Source organism: Herpetosiphon giganteus (assembly GCF_016907925.1).
Lineage (GTDB): Bacteria > Chloroflexota > Chloroflexia > Chloroflexales > Herpetosiphonaceae > Herpetosiphon > Herpetosiphon giganteus.
The window spans coordinates 1-19,579 of the sequence record NZ_JAFBCZ010000003.1; the positions used below are offsets into that span (position 1 = coordinate 1).

Sequence of the window (19,579 nt, forward strand, 5' to 3'; positions counted from 1 at the left end):
CATCACGTGGAAACTCCCTGCCTTTCGGACGCTTGACTATGAACGGGTTGTCGTCCCATTGCCCGTTCTTGGGCTGGATGTCATGCAGTAAGGGGGTTGGGGGGTGAGGGAATTGTCGATTACAAAATTCCGTAGCGGGCGCGCCAAAAATCCAACACTTCTTGGACAATTTGCTCCATGCCGATTTGTGGCTCCCAGCCAGTGGCTTGGCGCAACTTGCTATTATCGCCCTGCAAAATTGGCTCATCGACAGGCCGCAAACGGCTTGGATCGAGCCTAACTTCGATTGGCACGCGGCCAAAGCGCTGCACTAAATCAACAATATCGCTGATGCGTGTCGCTACGCCAGAACAAAGATTATAGACCTCGCCCGCTGGCGCTTTTTCGAGCAGCAACCACAAGGCCCGCGCCACATCGCTAAAATGGCTAAAATCGCGCTGTGGCTCCAAATTGCCAACGTGCATCACTGGCTCGCTCTGGCCTGCCTCGATTGCTGCCATTTGCTGGCAAAAGGTCTGAATCGAACAGCGATCACCTTGGCGTGGCCCAACGTGATTGAATGAGCGGGTGACGACCACATGCAAGCCATACGATTGATGATATTGCAAGCCCAACATTTCGGCGGCGGCTTTGCTCACGCCATACGGGCTGCCTGGGCGCAACGGGTGGCTCTCTTTAATTGGCACATCAGCAGGATTAACGATGCCATATTGGGCGCTGGTGCAGGCAATGTGCAACCGAGCTTGGGGTACGTTGGTGCGCAAGGCCTCTAAAATGTTCAACGTGCCTTCGGTGTTGGCGCGCAAGGTGGTAACTGGCGCATCCCACGAGGCGCTGGGGTAGCTTTGCGCCGCAAGGTGAAACACCCGATCTGGCTGAACGCGGCGCATCAAGGTTGCCATCGAGAAGCTATCTTCAATATCGCCTTCGTGCAAGGTTACGTTGCCCTGCAAATGCTCAATCGGGCGTGGATCAGAGCGCCAACGCTTGAGCGCATGAATCTCAAGATCGGGCAAGGTTAATAAATAATCGGCCAGAAAACTACCAACTGGCCCAGTAATGCCAGTAATTAAAACACGCATCAGAGTTCCTCAGTAGGGACGTAACAGCGCAGCAAGGTCACTGAGTTGGCGACTTCGTAGGTGTATGCGCCCAAACTTGCTGGCAAAACCAAGGTTGTGCCCAGCGTTAGCTCCCAAACCCCATGGAATGAGCGCAATGTGGCCGCACCATCGATTACGGTGATAATTTCGAAGCTGGTGGGCAGGGTTGCCGAATCGGCCCGCCCATGCAATTGCCAACGCTCCATGGCAAAGTAGCGGCATTTAACCAACAGGGTGCGACGCGAATCAAGCTGGGTTGGTGGCGTTTCGGCTGGCTCAGCAGCCCGATAATCCAACACATCAAGCGCCTGTTCGATGTGCATTTCCCGTGGTCGGCCATAATCGTAAATTCGATAGGTCAGGTCGGAAGTTTGCTGAATTTCAAACAGCATCACGCCAGCGTTAATGGCGTGGATCGTGCCAGCAGGCACAAAAATTGTGGTTCCAGCATGGGCTGGCACGGAGCGCAATAATTCGGGCAAGCGCTCGGCTTCAATCAATTCCCTACATTCTTCGCGGCTGGTTGCACGCTTAAAGCCATGAATCAATTGAGCATTGACTTCGGTTTGCAGCAAATACCAGGCTTCGGTTTTGCCGTTGAAGCCACTCGCGGCCTCGACCGTATGGGCATAGTCATCGTCGGGATGCACTTGCACCGACAGATGATCGGCGGCATCGATAAATTTGGCCAAGAGCGGAAACTGGCTGCCTGAGCGCTCAAATGAGACGCTGCCAAGCAACAATGCGCCGTATTGTTCGGCCACAGCGGCCAAGGTTTGGCCTTGTAGTGGGCCATCAGCGATGCGATTTTCGGCATAGACCAGCCAAATTTCGCCGAGTGGGCTTGGGGCAGCGGGCAGATTCAGCCATTGAGCTAAGCGATTGCCGCCCCAAACACGGCTATCGTAGCGGGCTTCAAGTTGGAGAGGTGGTAAGGTTTTGGCTTCCATAATTTAATACTTCTTCGCGATCGCAACGACGCTGAGGATCACCCCAGCGCCGCTCCTGAGATCAATCGTGATAACGCTAGCGATGAATAAAACTTGTCCAAGTGCGATATTCGCGGCCTTCAAAGGTTGCAACAATTTCAACTGGAATCGTGCCAATTGGCAGATCGCGCACATGGAACACAAAACTGGCAGTTCCATCAAGCCCGGTTGTATGGCCAGTGCCTGGAATGCGTTCGTTGCCAATATAGCGGTAGATATTGACAAACGCTGGGTGCGCAGCCTCGCCATTGACAATCAAGCGCACACAAATAACTTCATCTTCTGGCGGGCTGACCACGGGCAACGTCGCCCAAGCTTGAATGCCTTCGACTGGCGCTGGCACATTGATATGGCAAGGCCGATCAGGGAATGGCACATTGATCGGAATTGGCAAGACCGCTGTTGGAATCGCGGTTGGTTGAATTGGCTCTGGCGTGGGCGAGACTGGAATAATTGGCGTAGCGGTTGGGCGTGGTGGTTGCTCGCGATTGCGATACTCAGACCCCACCAAACCCAAAACAATCAAGTTGCTTTGGTGCAATTCCATACGCCCGCGCTCAAACCATTGAAACGAAATAGGATTGCCCGCCGGATCGCGCCCAATCAAGAGTGGACTAATCGGCAAGCCAAAAATTTCGAGGCTGGTTGCGCCTGGGGTTGTGCCAACCGTTTCCCATTTGGTGCGAAACGGCTCACACACATTAAAGCCAGTGCGCTCGAAATAGCGACACCCAGCGCGTGCTGTTTCCCGTTCATTGCGCACAAGATACAGCTCTGCGCCTAAACGGCCAAGCTCTACTTCGAATTGGCGCGAGTGCTCAGGATGATATTCAAAGCGCGCCCGCTCAAAATATTGCGCTGTAAAAATGCCATTGCTGGTTGTTTCGCGAATTTCAGCAGTAATTGGATAGCCGAATTGACTCAGACCGCCGTTGGTCTCCCAATAGCGCCGAAATGCCCCGTTGATACAAAAGCTGGTTGTTGAAAAACAGAGCGGTTGTTCAACTGCAGGCGGATTATCATCTTCGGGATTTTGGGCGGCAACTGGCTGCCAGCGCCAACTTGCCACACTGATACAGATGATCATCAAGCCTAGACCAAAGGCGAGCCGCCAACGGTGCATACGTCAATCCCCCTCAACTATGGTTGGCTTGTTTGAACACTTAATGTTGTCAGGCGGGCGCGTAAGGCCAGCATTGCCGCTAAATTGCGCATCAAACGATAGCCAAAAATTGGATCGTGCTCACAATGATTCAGAATCGCAGCTTGCGAGATGCAAATCACTCGCACGCCTGCATCGCCTGCTTGGAGGCGGGCCGAACGCACCCCGCCATCGACCAGCGCCAATTCGCCAGCAATTTCATCAGCAAACAAGGTTGCCAATTTACGCTCTGGCCCTTCCGACCCAATCGTTTTTGGGTCGAGCCAAACTTCCAAATGGCCCCGAATTACCACATACAGATCGTTTTCGCTGGCTTGTTGCGCCGAAAGCACAACCGCAGGGTCGCATTGCTGAATCTGGGCGTGATTGGCCAAAAAATCGAGATCAGCGGGGCGCATTTGTTCAAATAATGGAACATCGGCTAAACGCTGGGCGATTTCGGCTGGGGTTGGTTGCTCAGCTGAATCTGGGGGCAGTGCCATATGGCCTCCAAACTAGGTTCATGCCTGTATTCTAGCGGTTCTTGCAGCGATCAGCAACATTGCGCCAATTTTGGCGTACAATGCTGATAGACCATTGTTCATCCCCCCAAATTGGCAACAAAATATGTTAATATCCCCATACTGCCGATTTTGGTGGGACTCTGGAACTATATCATGCGGCGCGATTATGGCATAGTCTGTGCTTTATAGCTAGCCATACACACAATTGGATTTAAAGAGACACAGTACAAACAACTAAAAATAGGAGGTCACAGGGTGCACTGTCCTCATTGTAACGCACCCTGTCGCTACATAGGTGAGCAACGGGGCGCAGAAAAATATAGTCGTGGCCGGAAGATGTTGTTGTGGACGTGTGTTGCCTGTGGTTCAACATTAAGCCAATTGGTGGATGAGGATACTCCGATTCCAGCAGTTGGCACGCTTTCCTCGCAGCAACAAACCAAAACAACCGTCGTTAGTGGTCGCTCTGCACGAGACTAAGTTGCTGGGCATCAAATGTTAGATCGAGCGTTTGGCCTTGGCTCAATTGATAGCTGCTTGGGAGATCAAGCTGGAGCAATCCATGCTGATAGCGCCAAGCGATTCGTTGATAACTGCCACGGAAGCTCTGCTCGACCACAATGCCCTGAAAACTTTGGTTAGCCGTTTGGGCGATTTGGGCTGCTTCAGGCCGAATCAACAGATAAGCGGCATTGGTTTGCGAGCTTTGAATTTGGAATGGGCCTAAATTGGTTTCTACTGCTTGCAATTCAGGGCTGAGGCTGGTTTGCTGCTCAATTGGCAACAAATTGGTCAAGCTCAGAAAACGGGCAACAAAGGCGGTTTTGGGTTGCTGATAGATCGCTTGGGGCGTGGCAAGTTGGATGATCTGACCTGCATTCATTACCGCCAAGCGATCAGCAACCACAAAGGCCTCATTCTGATCATGGGTCACGTAGATCGCCGTAACTTCTGCTGCCTTGATAATCTGGCGCAATTCCTCGGTTAAGCGTTCGCGCAAGGTTCGATCCAACGATCCCAGTGGTTCATCGAGCATCAATAATTGCGGGCGGGGCGCTAACGAGCGCGCCAAGGCAACCCGCTGGCGCTCGCCACCAGATAATTCCTGCACTGACCGCTGTTGATAGCCCACTAAGCCTACTAGTTCCAGCATTTCGGCCAGCCGCTGTTGGCGCTGGGCTTTGGCCATGCCTTCCATCCGCAAGCCAAATTCAATATTCTCGCCAACATTGCGATGGGGAAAGAGCGCCCAATCTTGAAACATCAGGCCAAAATTGCGCCGATGAATCGGAATGGGATTGAGCGGCTGACCATGCAACAACAACTGGCCTTGATCCGCAGATTCAAGGCCAGCAATAATCCGTAAGAGGGTTGATTTACCACAACCACTGGGGCCAAGCAAGGCCAGAATTTCACCCCGATTGAGCGTTAGGTCAATATCACGTAAGACAAGTGTTTGTTCAAATTGCTTACGAATGCCTTGCATATGCAACATAGTTTGTTTATCCACGACTGCGTTGAGTAAGGCCAATGCCGAGCAGCAGTATAGCAAGAATCGCCGCACCAAGCCACCACGTGTTTTGCGAATTTGAGCCAGTGCTGGTATCGGGCAAGACTGCGGGAATAACCGTTGGCGTGGCGGTGCTGCCGCTACCTTGTTCTGGGGTAAGCGTGGCAATTGCCTCAATCGTGGCGGTGCTGCTAATTGCAATCGTGGGAGTTGTAATTATCACTTCGGTGGCGCTGACCACACTGGTCGCCGTTGCTTGATTAATTGCGGTTGCCGCTGGGGTTGGGCGCGGCGTGCGGGTTGGCGTTGCGGTAGCAGGCCCAGCAATAATCCGAATTGGCACATCGTCGGCAGCAGGCGCAAGATTATTGCCAAAGCTATCGCCAGCACCCACGACTCGCGCGCTGTTGGTGGTTTGCTCGATGCCTTTGAGCGCCGTAAAGACTGTCGTGATTGAGATAAATTCGTTGGGTGGTAGGCGAACTGGGCGCGGCGGCGTAAGCAGATTGGCCCAGGTTAATTTGCCTGGCTCAATCGTATCGGGCATTGGCTCCGAGGCGATAAATTGCAACGCAGTTGGATCAAACGTATCTTCCAACGGCAAACTCACCACATCCACGAGGCCAGCATTTTGCACGCGAATCGTGAAGGTGATACGTTGACCAGCTTGGGGCAACACGCCGGCATCGAGGGTTTTTTCGAGTGGCGTATTGCCGCCAACTGCTTCATTATCGTGCTCGGCCTCGCCATCGCCCACCAAATTGCCTAATGAATCGTAGGCATCGTGGGTTGCAGCGTGGTTAACCACCCGTGGCGAGGGGTGTTCAGCAGTAAAGCGCACCAAAATCACCACTTGCTCGCCTGGCGCGAGCGGCCCTGTGGTTGCCAGAATATTATCCCAATTGATCACGCCAGTGCTGGCGTTGTGGCTATCTTCTGCTGGCGTAGCGTTGATATAGGCCAAAACCGAGCGATCGTAGGTATCGACGACTGGCAAGGTGATCACGGTGGTATGCCAGTTATTGGTGATGGTAATTGCAAAGGTCAGGGTTTCGCCAACCATTACCACATTGCTCGATTTGAGCAAGGTTTTTTCAACTCGCAAGCCATTGCTTTGGGCAGCAGCAGGCCGAATTGAATGGCCAAAAAATAGAACTCCGACTACCAACAGAAAAAGTGCGGTCGTTATGGCCAACAATAATCCAAACATGCGCGAACGAAGCATCGTTTTGCTCCTTGGCGAGAATTAAAAAGTGGTTAAATACTACCATAGAACGTATCAAGCGTTGTAGAGGCTATAGGTTTTTGGCTGTTGGCTGGCGGAGATTTGGTTGGAAATATGATTAATGAAGGAGACGAAGAGCAGGAAGCACGGAAACCGCGAAGGACACGAAGAGCGCGAAGGTTAAGTTTTTCGCCACAGATTGGCACAGATTTTTCTGATTATCTTCTTGCCAACCCATAGCCAATAGCCAAGAGCCATGCGCCGCTGCGTTAAAACGTGAATAATGAAGTTTTTTCGCCACAGATTGCACAGATTCCACAAATGATTATTTTCACCACCCTTCCGTCCCGCCTCCAGGCGGGAGACGCAGGGGGTTTTCAGCCCCCTGCACCCCCAAATATTTACTTTTTGGATTATCTGTGTTTGTCCCAATGAGACAATATTTGCTCTGCGCCTCTGCGTTAAAATGTGAGCCATAAACTTTTTTGCCACGAATTTCCCGAATGATTATTTTTGCAACCAATAATTCTTCCGCTAGCCCATAGCCTGATCCCTGACCCCTGACCTCTACTCTGTATGTTCTATTGCTCTATGTTCTTACTGCCCTTTTTGACATTCATCCGTGAGACGGGTAGAATCGCGATAGCCTACGAGTTCACTCGAACAGGAGTCAATTGTGTCCGCATATTTGGTCACTGTTTGCCCACGCGAGGCCGACAACCACGAACGGCTGTACCTTCTCGCTGGCGATCTTTCCTCAGAAGATGTCCAACGCCTGACCCTCGAATTATTGCATGACCCCGTTGCTCATACTGCTACTTGGCAAGCGCTCGACGCTGAGCTTGCTGCGCCCAAAGCTGGAGCATTGGTGGAGATTGCCTTTCGCCCAGGCGTGACCGATAACGAAGCTGAGACGATTTTAGTTGGCGCGCGCCATATTGGGATTACTGGCTTGAAACAGGCCAAAACCCTGCGCCGCGTCTATGTGTCCGCTGGCCAAGACGAAGCTGTTTTGCGTCAATACGCTGGTGAACATCTGTTAAATGATTTGATTGAAACTGCTTATATAACGCTTGAAGCTCGTAGCGCTGAACGCTTGCAGTTTTATCAACACCTATTGCAACTTCCTGCGCCACACACGCCTACTGTCACCCGCGTGGCCTTGCGTGGCGTTAGCGATAGCGAACTCGAACGGATTAGCCGTGAAGGTATTTTGGCCTTGAGTTTGGCCGAAATGCAGGCAGTTCGCGATTATTTTGAAGATTTGGGCCGCGACCCAACCGATGGTGAGCTTGAAACCCTTGCTCAAACGTGGTCAGAACACTGCCGCCACAAAACCTTCCGCGCCACAATCAGCTACCAACAAACTGGCTCGGATGGTGCGATTGACCCAGCTTTGCACCCCGCCTTGGCTGAACTCAACGCCGCCAACGGCGCGACGATCAATGGCCTGCTTAATCATTATTTGCGCAGCGCCACCGATGCGGTCAGCAATGCAGCCTTGCTCTCGGCATTTGTCGATAATGCAGGCATCGTCGCCTTCGACGAGAATTATGAAATTTCCTTCAAGGTCGAAACCCACAATCACCCTTCAGCGCTTGAGCCGTTTGGCGGCGCAAATACTGGGGTTGGTGGGGTTGTACGCGATGTGTTGGGGGTTTCTGCCAAGCCAATCGCCGTGACCGATGTGCTTTGTTTTGGCTACCCCGACTTGCCTGAAAGCGAGCTTTCACAGGGTGTGTTGCACCCACGACGGATTCGCGAAGGCGTGGTGGCTGGCGTGCGCGATTATGGCAACAAACTTGGTATCCCGAATGTCAACGGGGCAGTTTGGTATGATCATGGCTACACCGCCAACCCGTTAGTCTTCTGTGGCACATTGGGCATTGCGCCACGCGGCAGCCACCCACGCGGTGTTCAGCCTGGCGATGCAATTGTGGTGATCGGCGGGCGCACTGGCCGTGATGGCATTCACGGCGCAACGTTCTCTTCGGTAGAATTGACCCACGACACCGCCGAAACCGTTGGCGCTGCGGTGCAAATTGGCGATCCCGTCACCGAAAAAACCGTGATCGATGTGTTGTTGCAAGCCCGCGATTTGGGCTTGTATAGCGCAATTACCGATTGTGGCGCGGGCGGGCTTTCCTCGGCGGTTGGCGAAATGGGCGAAGAAACGGGCGCAGTTGTCGAATTGCGCGACGTGCCGCTCAAATATGCTGGCCTGCAACCTTGGGAAATTTGGATCTCTGAAGCGCAAGAGCGCATGGTTGTCTCCGTACCGCCGCAAAATGTCCAAACCCTGCTTGATCTTTGCCGTGGCGAAGATGTTGAAGCCACCGTTATCGGCCACTTTACTGCCGATGGCGTGCTAACCGTCAAACACAACCAACTAACCGTGGTCGAGCTGGATATGGCGTTTTTGCATAGCGGCGGGGTGCAATTTAAGCTGAATGCTGCTTGGCAGCCAGCAGCAAAGCCAGCAGCAAAGCCAGCCAATGTTGATCACAATGCCTTGCTCAAGGCAACCTTGGGCCAGCCAATTGTGGCCAGCAACGAAAATATTGTGCGCACCTACGACCACGAAGTACAAGCAGCGACCGTGCTCAAGCCCTTGGTTGGCGTAGATGAAGATGGCCCAGGCGATGCAGGGGTTTTGCAACCGCTGGTTGATTCACGCCGTGGCGTGGTGCTTGGCTGTGGCCTAAATCCGCTGTATGGCAAAATTGACCCCTATTGGATGGCCTTGGCAGCGGTTGATGAGGCCTTGCGCAACATCGTGGCTGCTGGCGGCGACCCAGAACAAACCTGGATTCTGGATAACTTCTGCTGGGGCGACCCCAAATTGCCTGACCGTTTGGCGGGCTTGGTGCGGGCTTCGGCTGGTTGTCACGATGCAGCCTTGGCTTATCGCACGCCCTTCATTTCGGGCAAAGATTCGCTGAACAACGAATATCGTGATGCAGAAGGCAAGCGGGTGGCGATTCCGCCAACCTTGCTGATTTCGGCCATGGCCTTGGTTCCCGATGTTTTGCAAACGATCTCGATGGATGCCAAAGCCGCTGGCAATGCGATCTATTTGGTTGGTTTGACCCACGACGAACGTGGTGGCGCGGTCAGTGGCTTAGTTGGCGGGATTGATAATGGCGCTGTGCCCAAAGTCAATTTAGCCACCGCCCCAAGCGTGCATAAAGCGATGCATGCGGCAATTCGCGCCAACAGCGTGCGTGCCTGCCACGATTTGAGCGAAGGTGGCTTGGCGGTTGCTGCTGCCGAAATGGCGTTTGCTGGCGGTTTTGGCTTGAGCTTAGAATTAAGCGCCGTACCAACATCAACCGCCCTGAGCGCTGATGCCTTGTTGTGGAGCGAATCGGCCACCCGTTTCTTGGTCGAAGTTGCGCCAGAGCAAGCAGCCAATTTTGAAGCCCAACTCGGCACGATTGCTTATGCCAAAATCGGTCATGTGATTGCTGAACCACGCTTGATCATCAACGATCTTGCTGGTCAAGCGCTGATCGATAGCGATTTGGCAGCACTCAAGGCTGCATGGCAAGCGTAATGATTCAAAGGCTTAGCGTTTTGGGCGTAATGGTAAGGTTAACCACGACTTGCCCCCTCACCCCCTAGCCCCCTCTCCCGTCGAACGGGCGATGGGGAACCACTAGGTCGAAGCTCCCCTCGCCCGCATTTAGTGGGCGAGGGGTTGGGGGTGAAGGCATGCTCCTCGTTGCCAATCCAGTGAACCATTACGTTTTTGGGCGCTAGGCCTTTGGCTTTTAACCTACAATAAGGACAAGGCTATGGAAGAACGGCCACTTTTAGATCAAGAAGAATTTGGCGATGTTGTTGAGGAACGCCTCGAGCAACTTGGCGGCATCGAAGAGCTTAGCCGCGAAGGCATGGAAATTCGCTTTCGCTGGCATGGACGGGCGGTCGTTTCGGAGCTAGAACATTTTTACAATGCCTATCGCCGCTCGCCAGCCCAACTCGAATCAATTTTGCAATCGCTTGAAGCAGCGGTGCGTTCGTTCGCTCCCGATCGCGGCCAAGAACTTTGGGATGAACTCGAAGATCGCATTTACCCAATGATCAAGCCCGCCACGATGTTGCTGGAAGTTGCCGAGCGCAATTTGCCTCAACTGGTGTATCGCCCGTTTCTGGCCGATTTGATCATTTGCTATGTGATCGACGAGCCAGAGAGCGTGGCCTACATCAACGAAGAACATCTCAAAACCTGGGGTGTGCTCGAAACGACGATCTACACCAAAGCCGTCGATAACTTGCGGATCAAAACCCTCAAGCCTGGCATGGCCCAAGTGGTCGGCGAGGGCAATCAGATGCTGTTTATCTACTCAACCAGCGATGGCTACGATGCGTCGCGGATTTTGCTGACCGATGTTTTGAACGAATGGGCCGATTTGTTGCCTGGTAATTTGGTGCTGGGGATTCCCAACCGCGATTTCCTGATTGGCTTTAGCGATGCCAACGCCGAAATTTTGCAGCGAATTGCCATGCAAATTGCCCAAGATGCCTATAAACTCGATTATGGCCTGAGCGATCAGCTTTGGACGGTCAAACAAGGCCAAATTTTAATTTACGAGTACGATTGGTCATCGAGCGAACGTAAAAATTAGTGCGAGGTTTGGTGCATGGCAACAATCTTCATTGGAATTACGGTCATTTGTTATGCCGTCGCGATGTTATTGTGGCTGCGCTTTCGCTCATACCGCTATTTGCTGGTGTTGATTGCAGGCCATTGCACCATTGTAGCCGAGCCGATTTTACAACGTTTCTATAGCTTGACTTACCCTGCTGAGGTGGCGGCACTCAGCATTTTTGGCAATCCTGTGCCAATTTATAGCCTGCTTGCCGCTAGTTGGATTGGCGCATTGCCGGTGTTGTTGATGTATTTTGGCCAACAGCAACATTGGTGGACGCGCCATTATCTAACTGGATTGGTGGCCTATATTGCGCTGGTGCTGTATCACATCATCGTGCAGGGCTTGGCGGCGCGCACCGGTTTGTGGCGTTATAGCCAAACTGTCGGGGCTTGGGGCATTAATTTCTATCTGTTGATGGCGATTTTTGCTGGGCTAAGCTCATTATTGTTGTTCTATGCCATGGTTGCCACCCGCTACTATGCAGCAGAAATCGCCGTGCCAACCTTATTGGCGGCCACGGTGCTCTCGCCGTTGGTTTGCTTTGGCGTGCTCGGCGCGCCGTTTTGGCTGCCACGGCTGATTGGCAGTAGCAGCAATTTCACCAAGCCAGCCTTGGTGGTGATTGCAGGTTTGGTGCTGTGGGTGGTGCATTTGGCCAGCGCTGGCATTCATGCTTCACGCCAACACCATGTGATTGAACGCTAGCAGAACAAAGAACAAAGAACATAGAACATAGATTAGATATAATGGTTCATTAGGTTATCAATCGTGGCATTCCCGCATCCCAGCCGCTTCTATGGATCGGTTTTCACTGCGCACCACGCATCCGCAGGTTCATCAACGCATGCGGTCTGGTCGCGGCTTGTCCTTGAGGGGGTGCAGGGGGATTAAAGCCCCCTGCGTCTCCCGCCTAGAGGCGGGACGGAAGGGTGGTGAGCAATCCATAGATGAACAACGAATCTTTGGATGGTATGGAAAGCGTATTGTTAATGCTACGAACCATTACACTTAGAACATAAACATTTGAATAATCGACCTTCACGATAAGGAACTCTGATTATGACAAAGGTATTGGTGCTGCGTGCACCGGGGATTAACTGCGATGCCGAGGCCGCCGAAGCCCTCGAATTAGCGGGAGCTACAGCTGAGCGGGTTCACGTTAATCGCTTGGCCGAGGGCAGTGTTCAATTGGCCGATTATGGCATGTTGCTGATTCCTGGCGGTTTTGCCTATGGCGATCATCTGGGCGCTGGGCGCATGCTGGCGGTCGATTTGATCTATCGTTTGCGCGAAGATTTGAGCCGCTTTGTGGCCGATGGTCGGCCAGTGCTTGGTATTTGCAACGGCTTTCAAGTGTTGGTCAAAACTGGCCTCTTGCCCAGCGATAACGTTGGTCAAGCAACCTTGATCGATAATGCCAGCGGCAATTATGAATGTCGCTGGATTAAATTGGGCCTCAACAGCGCCAGCCCGTGTATCTTTACCCAAGGCCTGAGTGGCACGCTCGATTTGCCAGTTGGCCATGGCGAAGGGCGCTTCCTGACCGACCAAGCCACCTTTGAAAAACTCCAAGCCAACAACCAAATCGTGGTGCAATATCTTGATCAAGCAGACCAACCAACCATGGAATATCCTGCCAATCCCAATGGCGCGTTGCATGGAATTGCGGGCATTTGTAACCCTGCGGGCAATGTGTTTGGTTTGATGCCGCACCCCGACCGTGCCTTCTTGCCCCAACATCACCCGCAATGGCGGCGACGCGGCCTCGATAAAGAAGGCCCAGGCATGGCAATTTTCCGCAATGGCGTGCGGGCAATGGCTTTAGTTTAAATCAAGTATTAACCCTAAAAAAACGGCCTTGATCACTCTGATTGATCAAGGCCGTTTGGCAATTTAGGCCAATTTGCGCAGGCGCAGGCCAACTAAGACACAGGTAGCAAGCACGCCAAGGATAATTGGCAGAGTCAGATTTGTGTTTGTACCAGCATCTGGCAGCACAACTGGCAGCCTAGGCTGGGGAATGGGAGTAGCCGTTGCACCGTCGCTGGGAGCCAAGGTTGGCGTAATTGTAATTCCAACCTGCGCAAGCTCGATCAATGGATAGGTTATATGCAGTAAAGCTGGCACAGCCGAGCAGGTTGACATGGTATCTGGCTGTGGAGTCGCTGAATCATGCACAAAGCCACCATCTCCCATCTGCAAGCGACTCAAGGCTTTGAATGGATTCGAGTTCGCATCGGCCCATGGTGCTTCATTGGGGTTGCCACCGGTCGCCAAAATCGCTTGGATGGCCAAAGCGGTTGAAACAGCATCTTTAAACGCCACTGGTGGAAAGTTGCGATTCTGCATAAACCCACGATCACTATCTTGTTGGGTTTGTAAGTAGGCCAAAGCACGGGTAATCGCAGCGGATTGCTGTTGATCTGCCGCAACGAGGGCTTGAATCAGCAAGGATGTGGTTTGGGTATTTGTAGCCCACGCTCCGTCGGCAGCCTGCTGATCGAAGATTGTTTGGATTGCTTGAGGTTCGATCGGCTCACCAGCAGCGTTCAAAGCCAAGATTGCTAAGCCATGAGCGGTTAAGTCTTCGCCATACATCCCAGTCGCCGAATTGTAGCTTTGCATCATCGCAGCTACTAAATCGACTCCGCCAACCGAGCGCGGATTATGGCCAGTGAGTAATTGAGCCAGCACAAATGCAGCTGCTTGACGCGGATTTTGAGCATAGGTTGCTGCATTTTGTTCAATAAACTTTTGGGTTGCTGGGTCAATTTGGTAGCCTGCGGCGTTTAAGGCATACACTGAGCATGCCGTTGGGTCAACGGGATAGAAATAATACGACGCAAAACTACCATCTGCCTGCTGTTGGCGCTGTAACCAATCTGCGCCGCGATTCTTTTCTCGCGTTTGAGCAGCAATTGGGACCGCTACCAAGCAGGCAATTAAGACCAACAACCAGCGATAACGAACCATCGTTTGAAGCATGCCAGTACCTCCTAGAACAATAGTTCAGCCCAAGCAGGGCTAGATTTATTAATTAATTCTTGGGCTGGTACAAACATTATCAAAAATTAATGGCTATCTAGATATAGAACTAAGGTCATGGTTTTGAACTAAGCGAAATAAAAAGCCCCTCGATGCTTCTGGGCATCGAGGGGCAAGCTTTAGCAGGCGCAATGTTTATTCGCAGGGAGCGCGATGTTGGGCATTGATCGTTTCACGATACGTTAGGGCGTGAATTGCTCGCACCCCAGCTTTGGCGCTATCGCCAGAAACCACCAAGCTAATTGCACATTCTGACGAGCCTTGGGCAATCGCAATCACATTAATTTCTGCATCGCCGATTGCACTAAATACCCGTTTGGCCACGCCAGTTGTGCCGCGCATGCCAGCGCCAACCGCCGTGATGATCGAAACGCCTTCTTCAAGCGCAATTGTGTCGATGTCACGCCGCTCTAATTCCACTGCCAGCTCTTGATTGAGCGAGGCAACCACCCGTTTTGCGCCGCCATCGGGAATCACAAAACAGATGCTTTGCTCGGAAGAAGCTTGTGAAATCATCAAAATGCTGGCATCTTCGCGCGCCACAGCGCCAAAGGTACGGGCAGCGATGCCAGGCACGCCCAACATCCCGCGCCCCGCCACGGTAATCATGGTCAGGTTGTGAATTGCCGTGACCGCTTTGATTGCGCCGACAATTGGCGCAGTTTTGCCGACAATCACCGTGCCAGCATGGCTAGGATTGAAGGTATTTTTGACTCGCAAGGGAATGCCGCGCTCTACCACAGGCCGAATCGTTTTGGGGTGCAGCACCTTCGCGCCATAGTAGGCCAATTCGCTGATTTCATTGTAGGAAAGTGTGCTGATCACATGGGCATCTGGGGCAATTCGTGGGTCGGCGGTCATCACGCCATCAACATCGGTGTAGATCCAGACTTCGCTGGCTTCGAGGGCTGCACCCAAAATTGCCGCGCTCCAATCGGAGCCACCACGGCCAAGCGTGGTTTTGACTCCAGCCAAGGTCGCGCCAATAAAACCAGTCACAACTGGCGTGATGTTTTGTTCCAAGATTGGGCCAAGGGTTGCGGTGGTGCGCTCGGTGGTTTCGGCCATCAACGGCGAAGCATCTTGATAGCGATCATCGGTCACAATCAAATCGCTTGCATCAAAATGCTGGGCTGGCACGCCTTGGTTGCGCAAGGTTGCAGCGACGATGCGGGCACTCATGCGCTCGCCTAAACCAGCAATTGCATCGAGCGTGCGCGGCGTTAATTCGCCCAAAACCCGCACGCCTTCGCACAAACGAGCACACTCAGCCAGCAAGCCATCAATTTCGGCTTGGATGGCAGCTTGTTCTGCATCAAGTAATTCGCCAATAACCGTATGATGACGTTGGCGCAACTCGTCGTGCAAGGCAGCGACCGCCACCGCATCGCCCGTCGTTTGGGCAACGCGCACAATATTCAACAATTTATCGGTGACACCGCTGAGGGCCGACACCACCACAACAACATGATCCCATGTAGTGCGATTAGTGGTAGTGATTGCAGTTAAGCCACGAATAGCTTCGGCTGAACCGACCGACGTACCACCAAATTTCGTCACTAACAAACGCATAACATGCTCCAAATGAAAAAATTGAATCCACCGTGCAGGCGAGCAGCAACTCAACAACTTTTTGCCCCCAGCAATTCAGTTGCTGCTCAAATGCCAGCATGTGGCTAAATCAATAGCATCAAAACCAACTCACTCTCGCCGCGCCATTACAAATTTAAGGCTGCCACCACAGCGCTCAATTCAGCAGGAATGGCCTGCGGAACCGAGAACTGCTCGACGGCCAATTGTGGATCTTTCAAGCCGTGGCCAGTAATCACCGCCACAAACCGCCCATTGGGATCGATGCTGCCACTCGCCAAGAGCTTGCGAATGCCTGCAACACCCGCAGCCGAAGCTGGCTCGCAGAAAACACCTTCGAGCGCTGAAAGGTCGCGCCATGCCGCCAAAATTTCTTCATCGCTGACATGATCGATCGTGCCTTCTGATTCGTCGCGAGCATTGACTGCCAAATGCCACGAAGCTGGATTGCCAATCCGAATCGCGGTTGCCACGGTTTCGGGATAGGCAATTGGCTCGCCGCGCACGATTGCCGCAGAGCCAGTAGCTTCGAAACCCAAAATCTTGGGCAAGCTTTCGGAGCGATGCGCTTCGTAATAGCGTTTGAAGCCCATCCAATAAGCCGAAATATTGCCTGCATTGCCCACGGGCAAGGCCAAGTAATCGGGTGCATCGCCGAGCACATCGCAAATTTCGTAGGCAGCGGTCGCTTGGCCTTCCAAGCGATAGGGATTGACTGAATTGACCAACGTAATTGGGTGTTGGTCGGCCAAAACGCGCACCATATCGAGGGCTTGGTCGAAATTGCCTTCGATGACCAGCAATTTGGCTCCGTACATCAAGGCTTGAGCCAATTTACCCAAGGCGATTTTGCCTGCTGGCACGACCACCACGCATTCCATGCCCATACGGGCAGCATAGGCAGCGGCGGCAGCACTGGTATTGCCGGTCGAGGCACAAACAACAGCTTTGCTGCCAGCTTCTAAAGCCTTGGCAATTGCCATCACCATGCCGCGATCCTTGAACGAACCAGTTGGATTCATGGATTCGAGTTTGAGCCACAATTCGCGCACACCCAAGTGGGCGGCCAAACGAGGCACATTGATCAACGGAGTGTTGCCTTCGTGCAAGGTAACAATCGGAGTTTGGGCGGTGATCGGCAAAAATTGACGGTAGCGTTCGAGTAACGGCACCGCCGAAGCATGGGTGGTTAGCTGACTCATAGCTGGTGTATCCTACAAAAAAAGCCCCTTCCCAAGGAGGAAAAGGGCATCATCGCCGATAGCGCTGATTATAGCATATTTAGATTATTGTTGAGTTAGTTACTGAAGATTAGCAGTTTTATACCCACGAATTGATTTTTGATCCACGAAGAGCACGAAGGATAGGAACCGCGAAGGACGCGAAGATCGCGAAGCACGAATTTTTAGCCACGAATTCCACGAATTTCACGAATAAACTTCCGATAGCCCAAAGCCGAGAGCCATATCTTCTCTGCGCCGCTGCGTTAAAAGCTTGATCCACAAAGGACACAAAGAGTACGAAGCACGTTTTTAGCTATGAATTTCATGAATGAATTAGACGACTAATCTTCATAAATACTCTATGTTCTATGCTCTATGTTCATCTCTCTGCGTTACAAGTTTAGTGCGGCTTCGCGTTCTTCGTGGTTACGGCTCAATTTACCAAGAAATTGCGCACCAGCCCGACGGCCAATAAACCAACAACTTGGCAGCCAACAATCAGCCAAAAGCCTTGCAAAAAAGTGGTTTTTTGCGATTTATGCCGAAAAAACCAAATCCCAACCACCGCTCCCAAAGTTCCGCCAACCGCCACAAACCACAGCAACGTGCGCTCGGCAATTCGGCGACTGCGGCCTTGCGATTTTTGTTTATCAAGGATAAAGGCAATCAGGGTGATAAATGAAATAACGATTAGCCCAATTAAGCCATAACTATAGCCCAAATTAAATGCAGCACCCACCCCAAAGGCCACCAGAAAATGACCTAAACCTGCTGGAATTCGCCCACGTTGCGCCATTGTTCAACCTCAATCACAAACGATGCAGGCTATTATAACGAAAAAAGGTGGTGCTTCGGGAAATACCTGAAGCACCACCTTTGAAACAACTAGCGGATTGTGAATTAGTTACAGTGGCCTGGGCCAATCAAACCGTTGTTATAGCGATCCAATTGGGTAGCATAGCTGTTGCCAGTGCTGGCGGCTGCGCCGCTTGGCTTGCTGCCTAATGGATATTGTTGTAACCAAGCATCGGCGGCGGCAATCGTTGCATTGATCGCGCTACCATTGGCACCTTGAGCGGTGTTCAACTTGGCAGCAATCAATTGATGGATCAAGATATAGGTTGTGTCGCCACGTGGTGACGTGTTGAAGATAGCCATCAATTGGCTTTGGTTGTAGGTTACGCCGCCAACAACCAAGGTCGTTACTGGCCAAGCACTTGGGTGGTTCTTCCAATAGCCTTGGGTATAGCTACAATCCTTGCCAACAGGTGTGCTGGTTGGGCTAGGAGCAGGTGTTTTGGTCGCCGTTGGCACTGGTGTTTTGGTCGCGGTTGGTGCAGGCGTGTTAGTTGCCGTTGGTGCAGGCGTGTTAGTTGCCGTTGGTGCAGGCGTGCTGGTTGCCGTTGGTGCAGGCGTATTGGTTGGCACTGCGGTTGCGGTTGGTTCAACGGTTGGAACCGTAGTTGGCTCTACGGTTGGTTCAACGGTTGGAACCGTGGTTGGCTCTACGGTTGGTTCAACAGTTGGAACCGTGGTTGGTTCTGGCGTTGGCTCAAGCGTTGGCTCAACGGTTGGAACCGTGGTTGGCTCTACGGTTGGTTCTGGCGTTGGCTCAAGCGTTGGCTCAACGGTTGGAACCGTGGTTGGCTCTACGGTTGGTTCTGGCGTTGGCTCAACCGTTGGAATGACACCACAATAGTTGGTGCCACCAGTGTGGCGAGCAGTGATCAAGCGATCGCCATAGCGCTGGCCATCGAGTGAGTGCAAGACTCCGCCATAGAACAAATCGATTTGGGCGGCACATGCAGGTACACCAACACTCAAGGCCAAAATCGAGTTTGGCCCAACTTGGCCAGTAGCCCACGAATAAATCACTTGATGATCAATCACTTCATCCATTTTTTCATATGAAGCCATGCCTACATTGTAGGAACATGTCGTTGATTTATTCTGAATTTTGCCAACTGAATTGCTTGAGAACCAGCCCGAAAGATCAACTTTTGGGTTACAGACTGGCACAGCAGTTGGGGCCGTGGTTGCGGTTGGCGCAACCGTTGGAGCTACTGTTGGCTCGGCGGTTGGCTCTGCTGTAGGTTCGGCGGTTGGCTCAAGCGTTGGCTCAGTTACCGTATCAACGCTTGCGGTGTCGACTTTGCTCACGTTAGCAAACGTGGCGCTTGGCCCACCAACAGCCAAAATTGTTGCAAGTAGTACAACCCTGGTTGTCCATCGTCGCAGTGTCGGGGTCATAGGAACTCCTTACAATAAAAAATAGTTAAAAAAATAATAAATTAACCCAAATAATATGCTACTAGCTAGTATAATGTCATCAATTTGTAATAGCTAGTTCAACATGAGCGTGATCTTTTTGTGGTAAAGGGACTATGTTTAAGCAGTACTTGTGTTATTTTTGCTCGTAAGGTTCTTCGTAAGGTTCAATTAATTAAAAAACCTATTCTAATGATAGAATAGTCATGAAATTAATATTTAAAACATTTATTTCCGTTTTTACTGTAATAAAATTTCATTTATCCTCATATATTCATTAAATCATGTAAATATTTATTGATT

General features: G+C 51.9%; 16 protein-coding genes. 5 read left to right on the top strand and 11 right to left on the bottom strand.

The genetic code is table 11. The features are described from left to right. Positions 1-119: 119 nt before the first annotated feature. The 4 genes from JOD20_RS03035 to JOD20_RS03050 all read right to left on the bottom strand — a co-directional run bounded on the left by JOD20_RS03035 (position 120) and on the right by JOD20_RS03050 (position 3,736). Positions 120-1,082 carry a GDP-mannose 4,6-dehydratase gene (locus tag JOD20_RS03035; RefSeq protein WP_204753847.1) on the bottom strand — a complete coding sequence of 321 codons (963 nt, stop codon included), beginning with the start codon at positions 1,080-1,082 and terminating at the stop codon, positions 120-122. Next, positions 1,082-2,053 (bottom strand): type I phosphomannose isomerase catalytic subunit, encoded by a 972-nt coding sequence (locus JOD20_RS03040; protein ID WP_204753848.1) that lies wholly within the window; start codon positions 2,051-2,053, stop codon positions 1,082-1,084. The genes JOD20_RS03035 and JOD20_RS03040 overlap by 1 nt, the downstream gene beginning before the upstream one ends. A gap of 76 nt (positions 2,054-2,129) precedes the next feature. After that, on the bottom strand, positions 2,130-3,215 hold the full coding sequence (locus JOD20_RS03045) for a hypothetical protein (protein WP_204753849.1): 1,086 nt from the start codon (positions 3,213-3,215) through the stop codon (positions 2,130-2,132). Between the two features lie 17 nt (positions 3,216-3,232). Beyond that, a complete protein-coding gene (locus tag JOD20_RS03050; RefSeq protein WP_204753850.1) occupies positions 3,233-3,736 on the bottom strand; it encodes a cyclic nucleotide-binding domain-containing protein in 504 nt (167 codons plus the stop codon). A gap of 276 nt (positions 3,737-4,012) precedes the next feature. On the opposite strand from JOD20_RS03050, the gene JOD20_RS03055 reads away from it, so the two are divergent. Beyond that, entirely contained in the window at positions 4,013-4,237 is a 225-nt protein-coding gene (locus JOD20_RS03055) for a hypothetical protein (protein ID WP_204753851.1), read from the top strand. On the opposite strand, the gene JOD20_RS03060 is transcribed toward JOD20_RS03055, so the two are convergent. Then, positions 4,212-5,252, bottom strand: coding sequence for an ABC transporter ATP-binding protein (locus JOD20_RS03060; RefSeq protein WP_204753852.1), 1,041 nt, complete (start codon positions 5,250-5,252; stop codon positions 4,212-4,214). The genes JOD20_RS03055 and JOD20_RS03060 overlap by 26 nt on opposite strands. Before the next feature lie 7 nt (positions 5,253-5,259). After that, on the bottom strand, positions 5,260-6,492 hold the full coding sequence (locus JOD20_RS03065) for a DUF11 domain-containing protein (protein ID WP_204753853.1): 1,233 nt from the start codon (positions 6,490-6,492) through the stop codon (positions 5,260-5,262). 676 nt (positions 6,493-7,168) lie between these two features. On the opposite strand from JOD20_RS03065, the gene purL reads away from it, so the two are divergent. From purL to purQ, 4 genes are all read left to right on the top strand, one after another. After that, a complete protein-coding gene (gene purL, locus JOD20_RS03070) occupies positions 7,169-10,048 on the top strand; it encodes a phosphoribosylformylglycinamidine synthase subunit PurL (RefSeq protein ID WP_204753854.1) in 2,880 nt (959 codons plus the stop codon). Between the two features lie 241 nt (positions 10,049-10,289). Further along, positions 10,290-11,123 (top strand): DUF1444 family protein, encoded by an 834-nt coding sequence (locus JOD20_RS03075; RefSeq protein WP_204753855.1) that lies wholly within the window; start codon positions 10,290-10,292, stop codon positions 11,121-11,123. 15 nt (positions 11,124-11,138) lie between these two features. Beyond that, positions 11,139-11,855, top strand: coding sequence for a hypothetical protein (locus JOD20_RS03080; RefSeq protein WP_204753856.1), 717 nt, complete (start codon positions 11,139-11,141; stop codon positions 11,853-11,855). A 354-nt stretch (positions 11,856-12,209) separates the two neighbouring features. After that, positions 12,210-12,980, top strand: a complete 771-nt coding sequence (gene purQ / locus JOD20_RS03085) for a phosphoribosylformylglycinamidine synthase I (RefSeq protein WP_204753857.1) — start codon at positions 12,210-12,212, stop codon at positions 12,978-12,980. Between the two features lie 63 nt (positions 12,981-13,043). Here purQ and JOD20_RS03090 read toward each other — a convergent pair whose 3' ends face one another. The 5 genes from JOD20_RS03090 to JOD20_RS03110 form a co-directional block, all read right to left on the bottom strand. Then, the gene (locus JOD20_RS03090) at positions 13,044-14,135 is read right to left on the bottom strand and encodes a prenyltransferase/squalene oxidase repeat-containing protein (protein WP_204753858.1); all 1,092 of its coding nucleotides are present in this window, start codon (positions 14,133-14,135) and stop codon (positions 13,044-13,046) included. A 195-nt stretch (positions 14,136-14,330) separates the two neighbouring features. Next, entirely contained in the window at positions 14,331-15,767 is a 1,437-nt protein-coding gene (locus tag JOD20_RS03095) for an aspartate kinase (protein ID WP_204753859.1), read from the bottom strand. Between the two features lie 146 nt (positions 15,768-15,913). Then, on the bottom strand, positions 15,914-16,987 hold the full coding sequence (thrC, locus tag JOD20_RS03100) for a threonine synthase (protein ID WP_204753860.1): 1,074 nt from the start codon (positions 16,985-16,987) through the stop codon (positions 15,914-15,916). A 454-nt stretch (positions 16,988-17,441) separates the two neighbouring features. After that, positions 17,442-17,804, bottom strand: a complete 363-nt coding sequence (locus JOD20_RS03105) for a DUF1294 domain-containing protein (protein WP_204753861.1) — start codon at positions 17,802-17,804, stop codon at positions 17,442-17,444. Between the two features lie 104 nt (positions 17,805-17,908). Next, positions 17,909-19,258, bottom strand: a complete 1,350-nt coding sequence (locus tag JOD20_RS03110; protein ID WP_204753862.1) for a hypothetical protein — start codon at positions 19,256-19,258, stop codon at positions 17,909-17,911. Between the last annotated feature and the right edge of the window lie 321 nt (positions 19,259-19,579).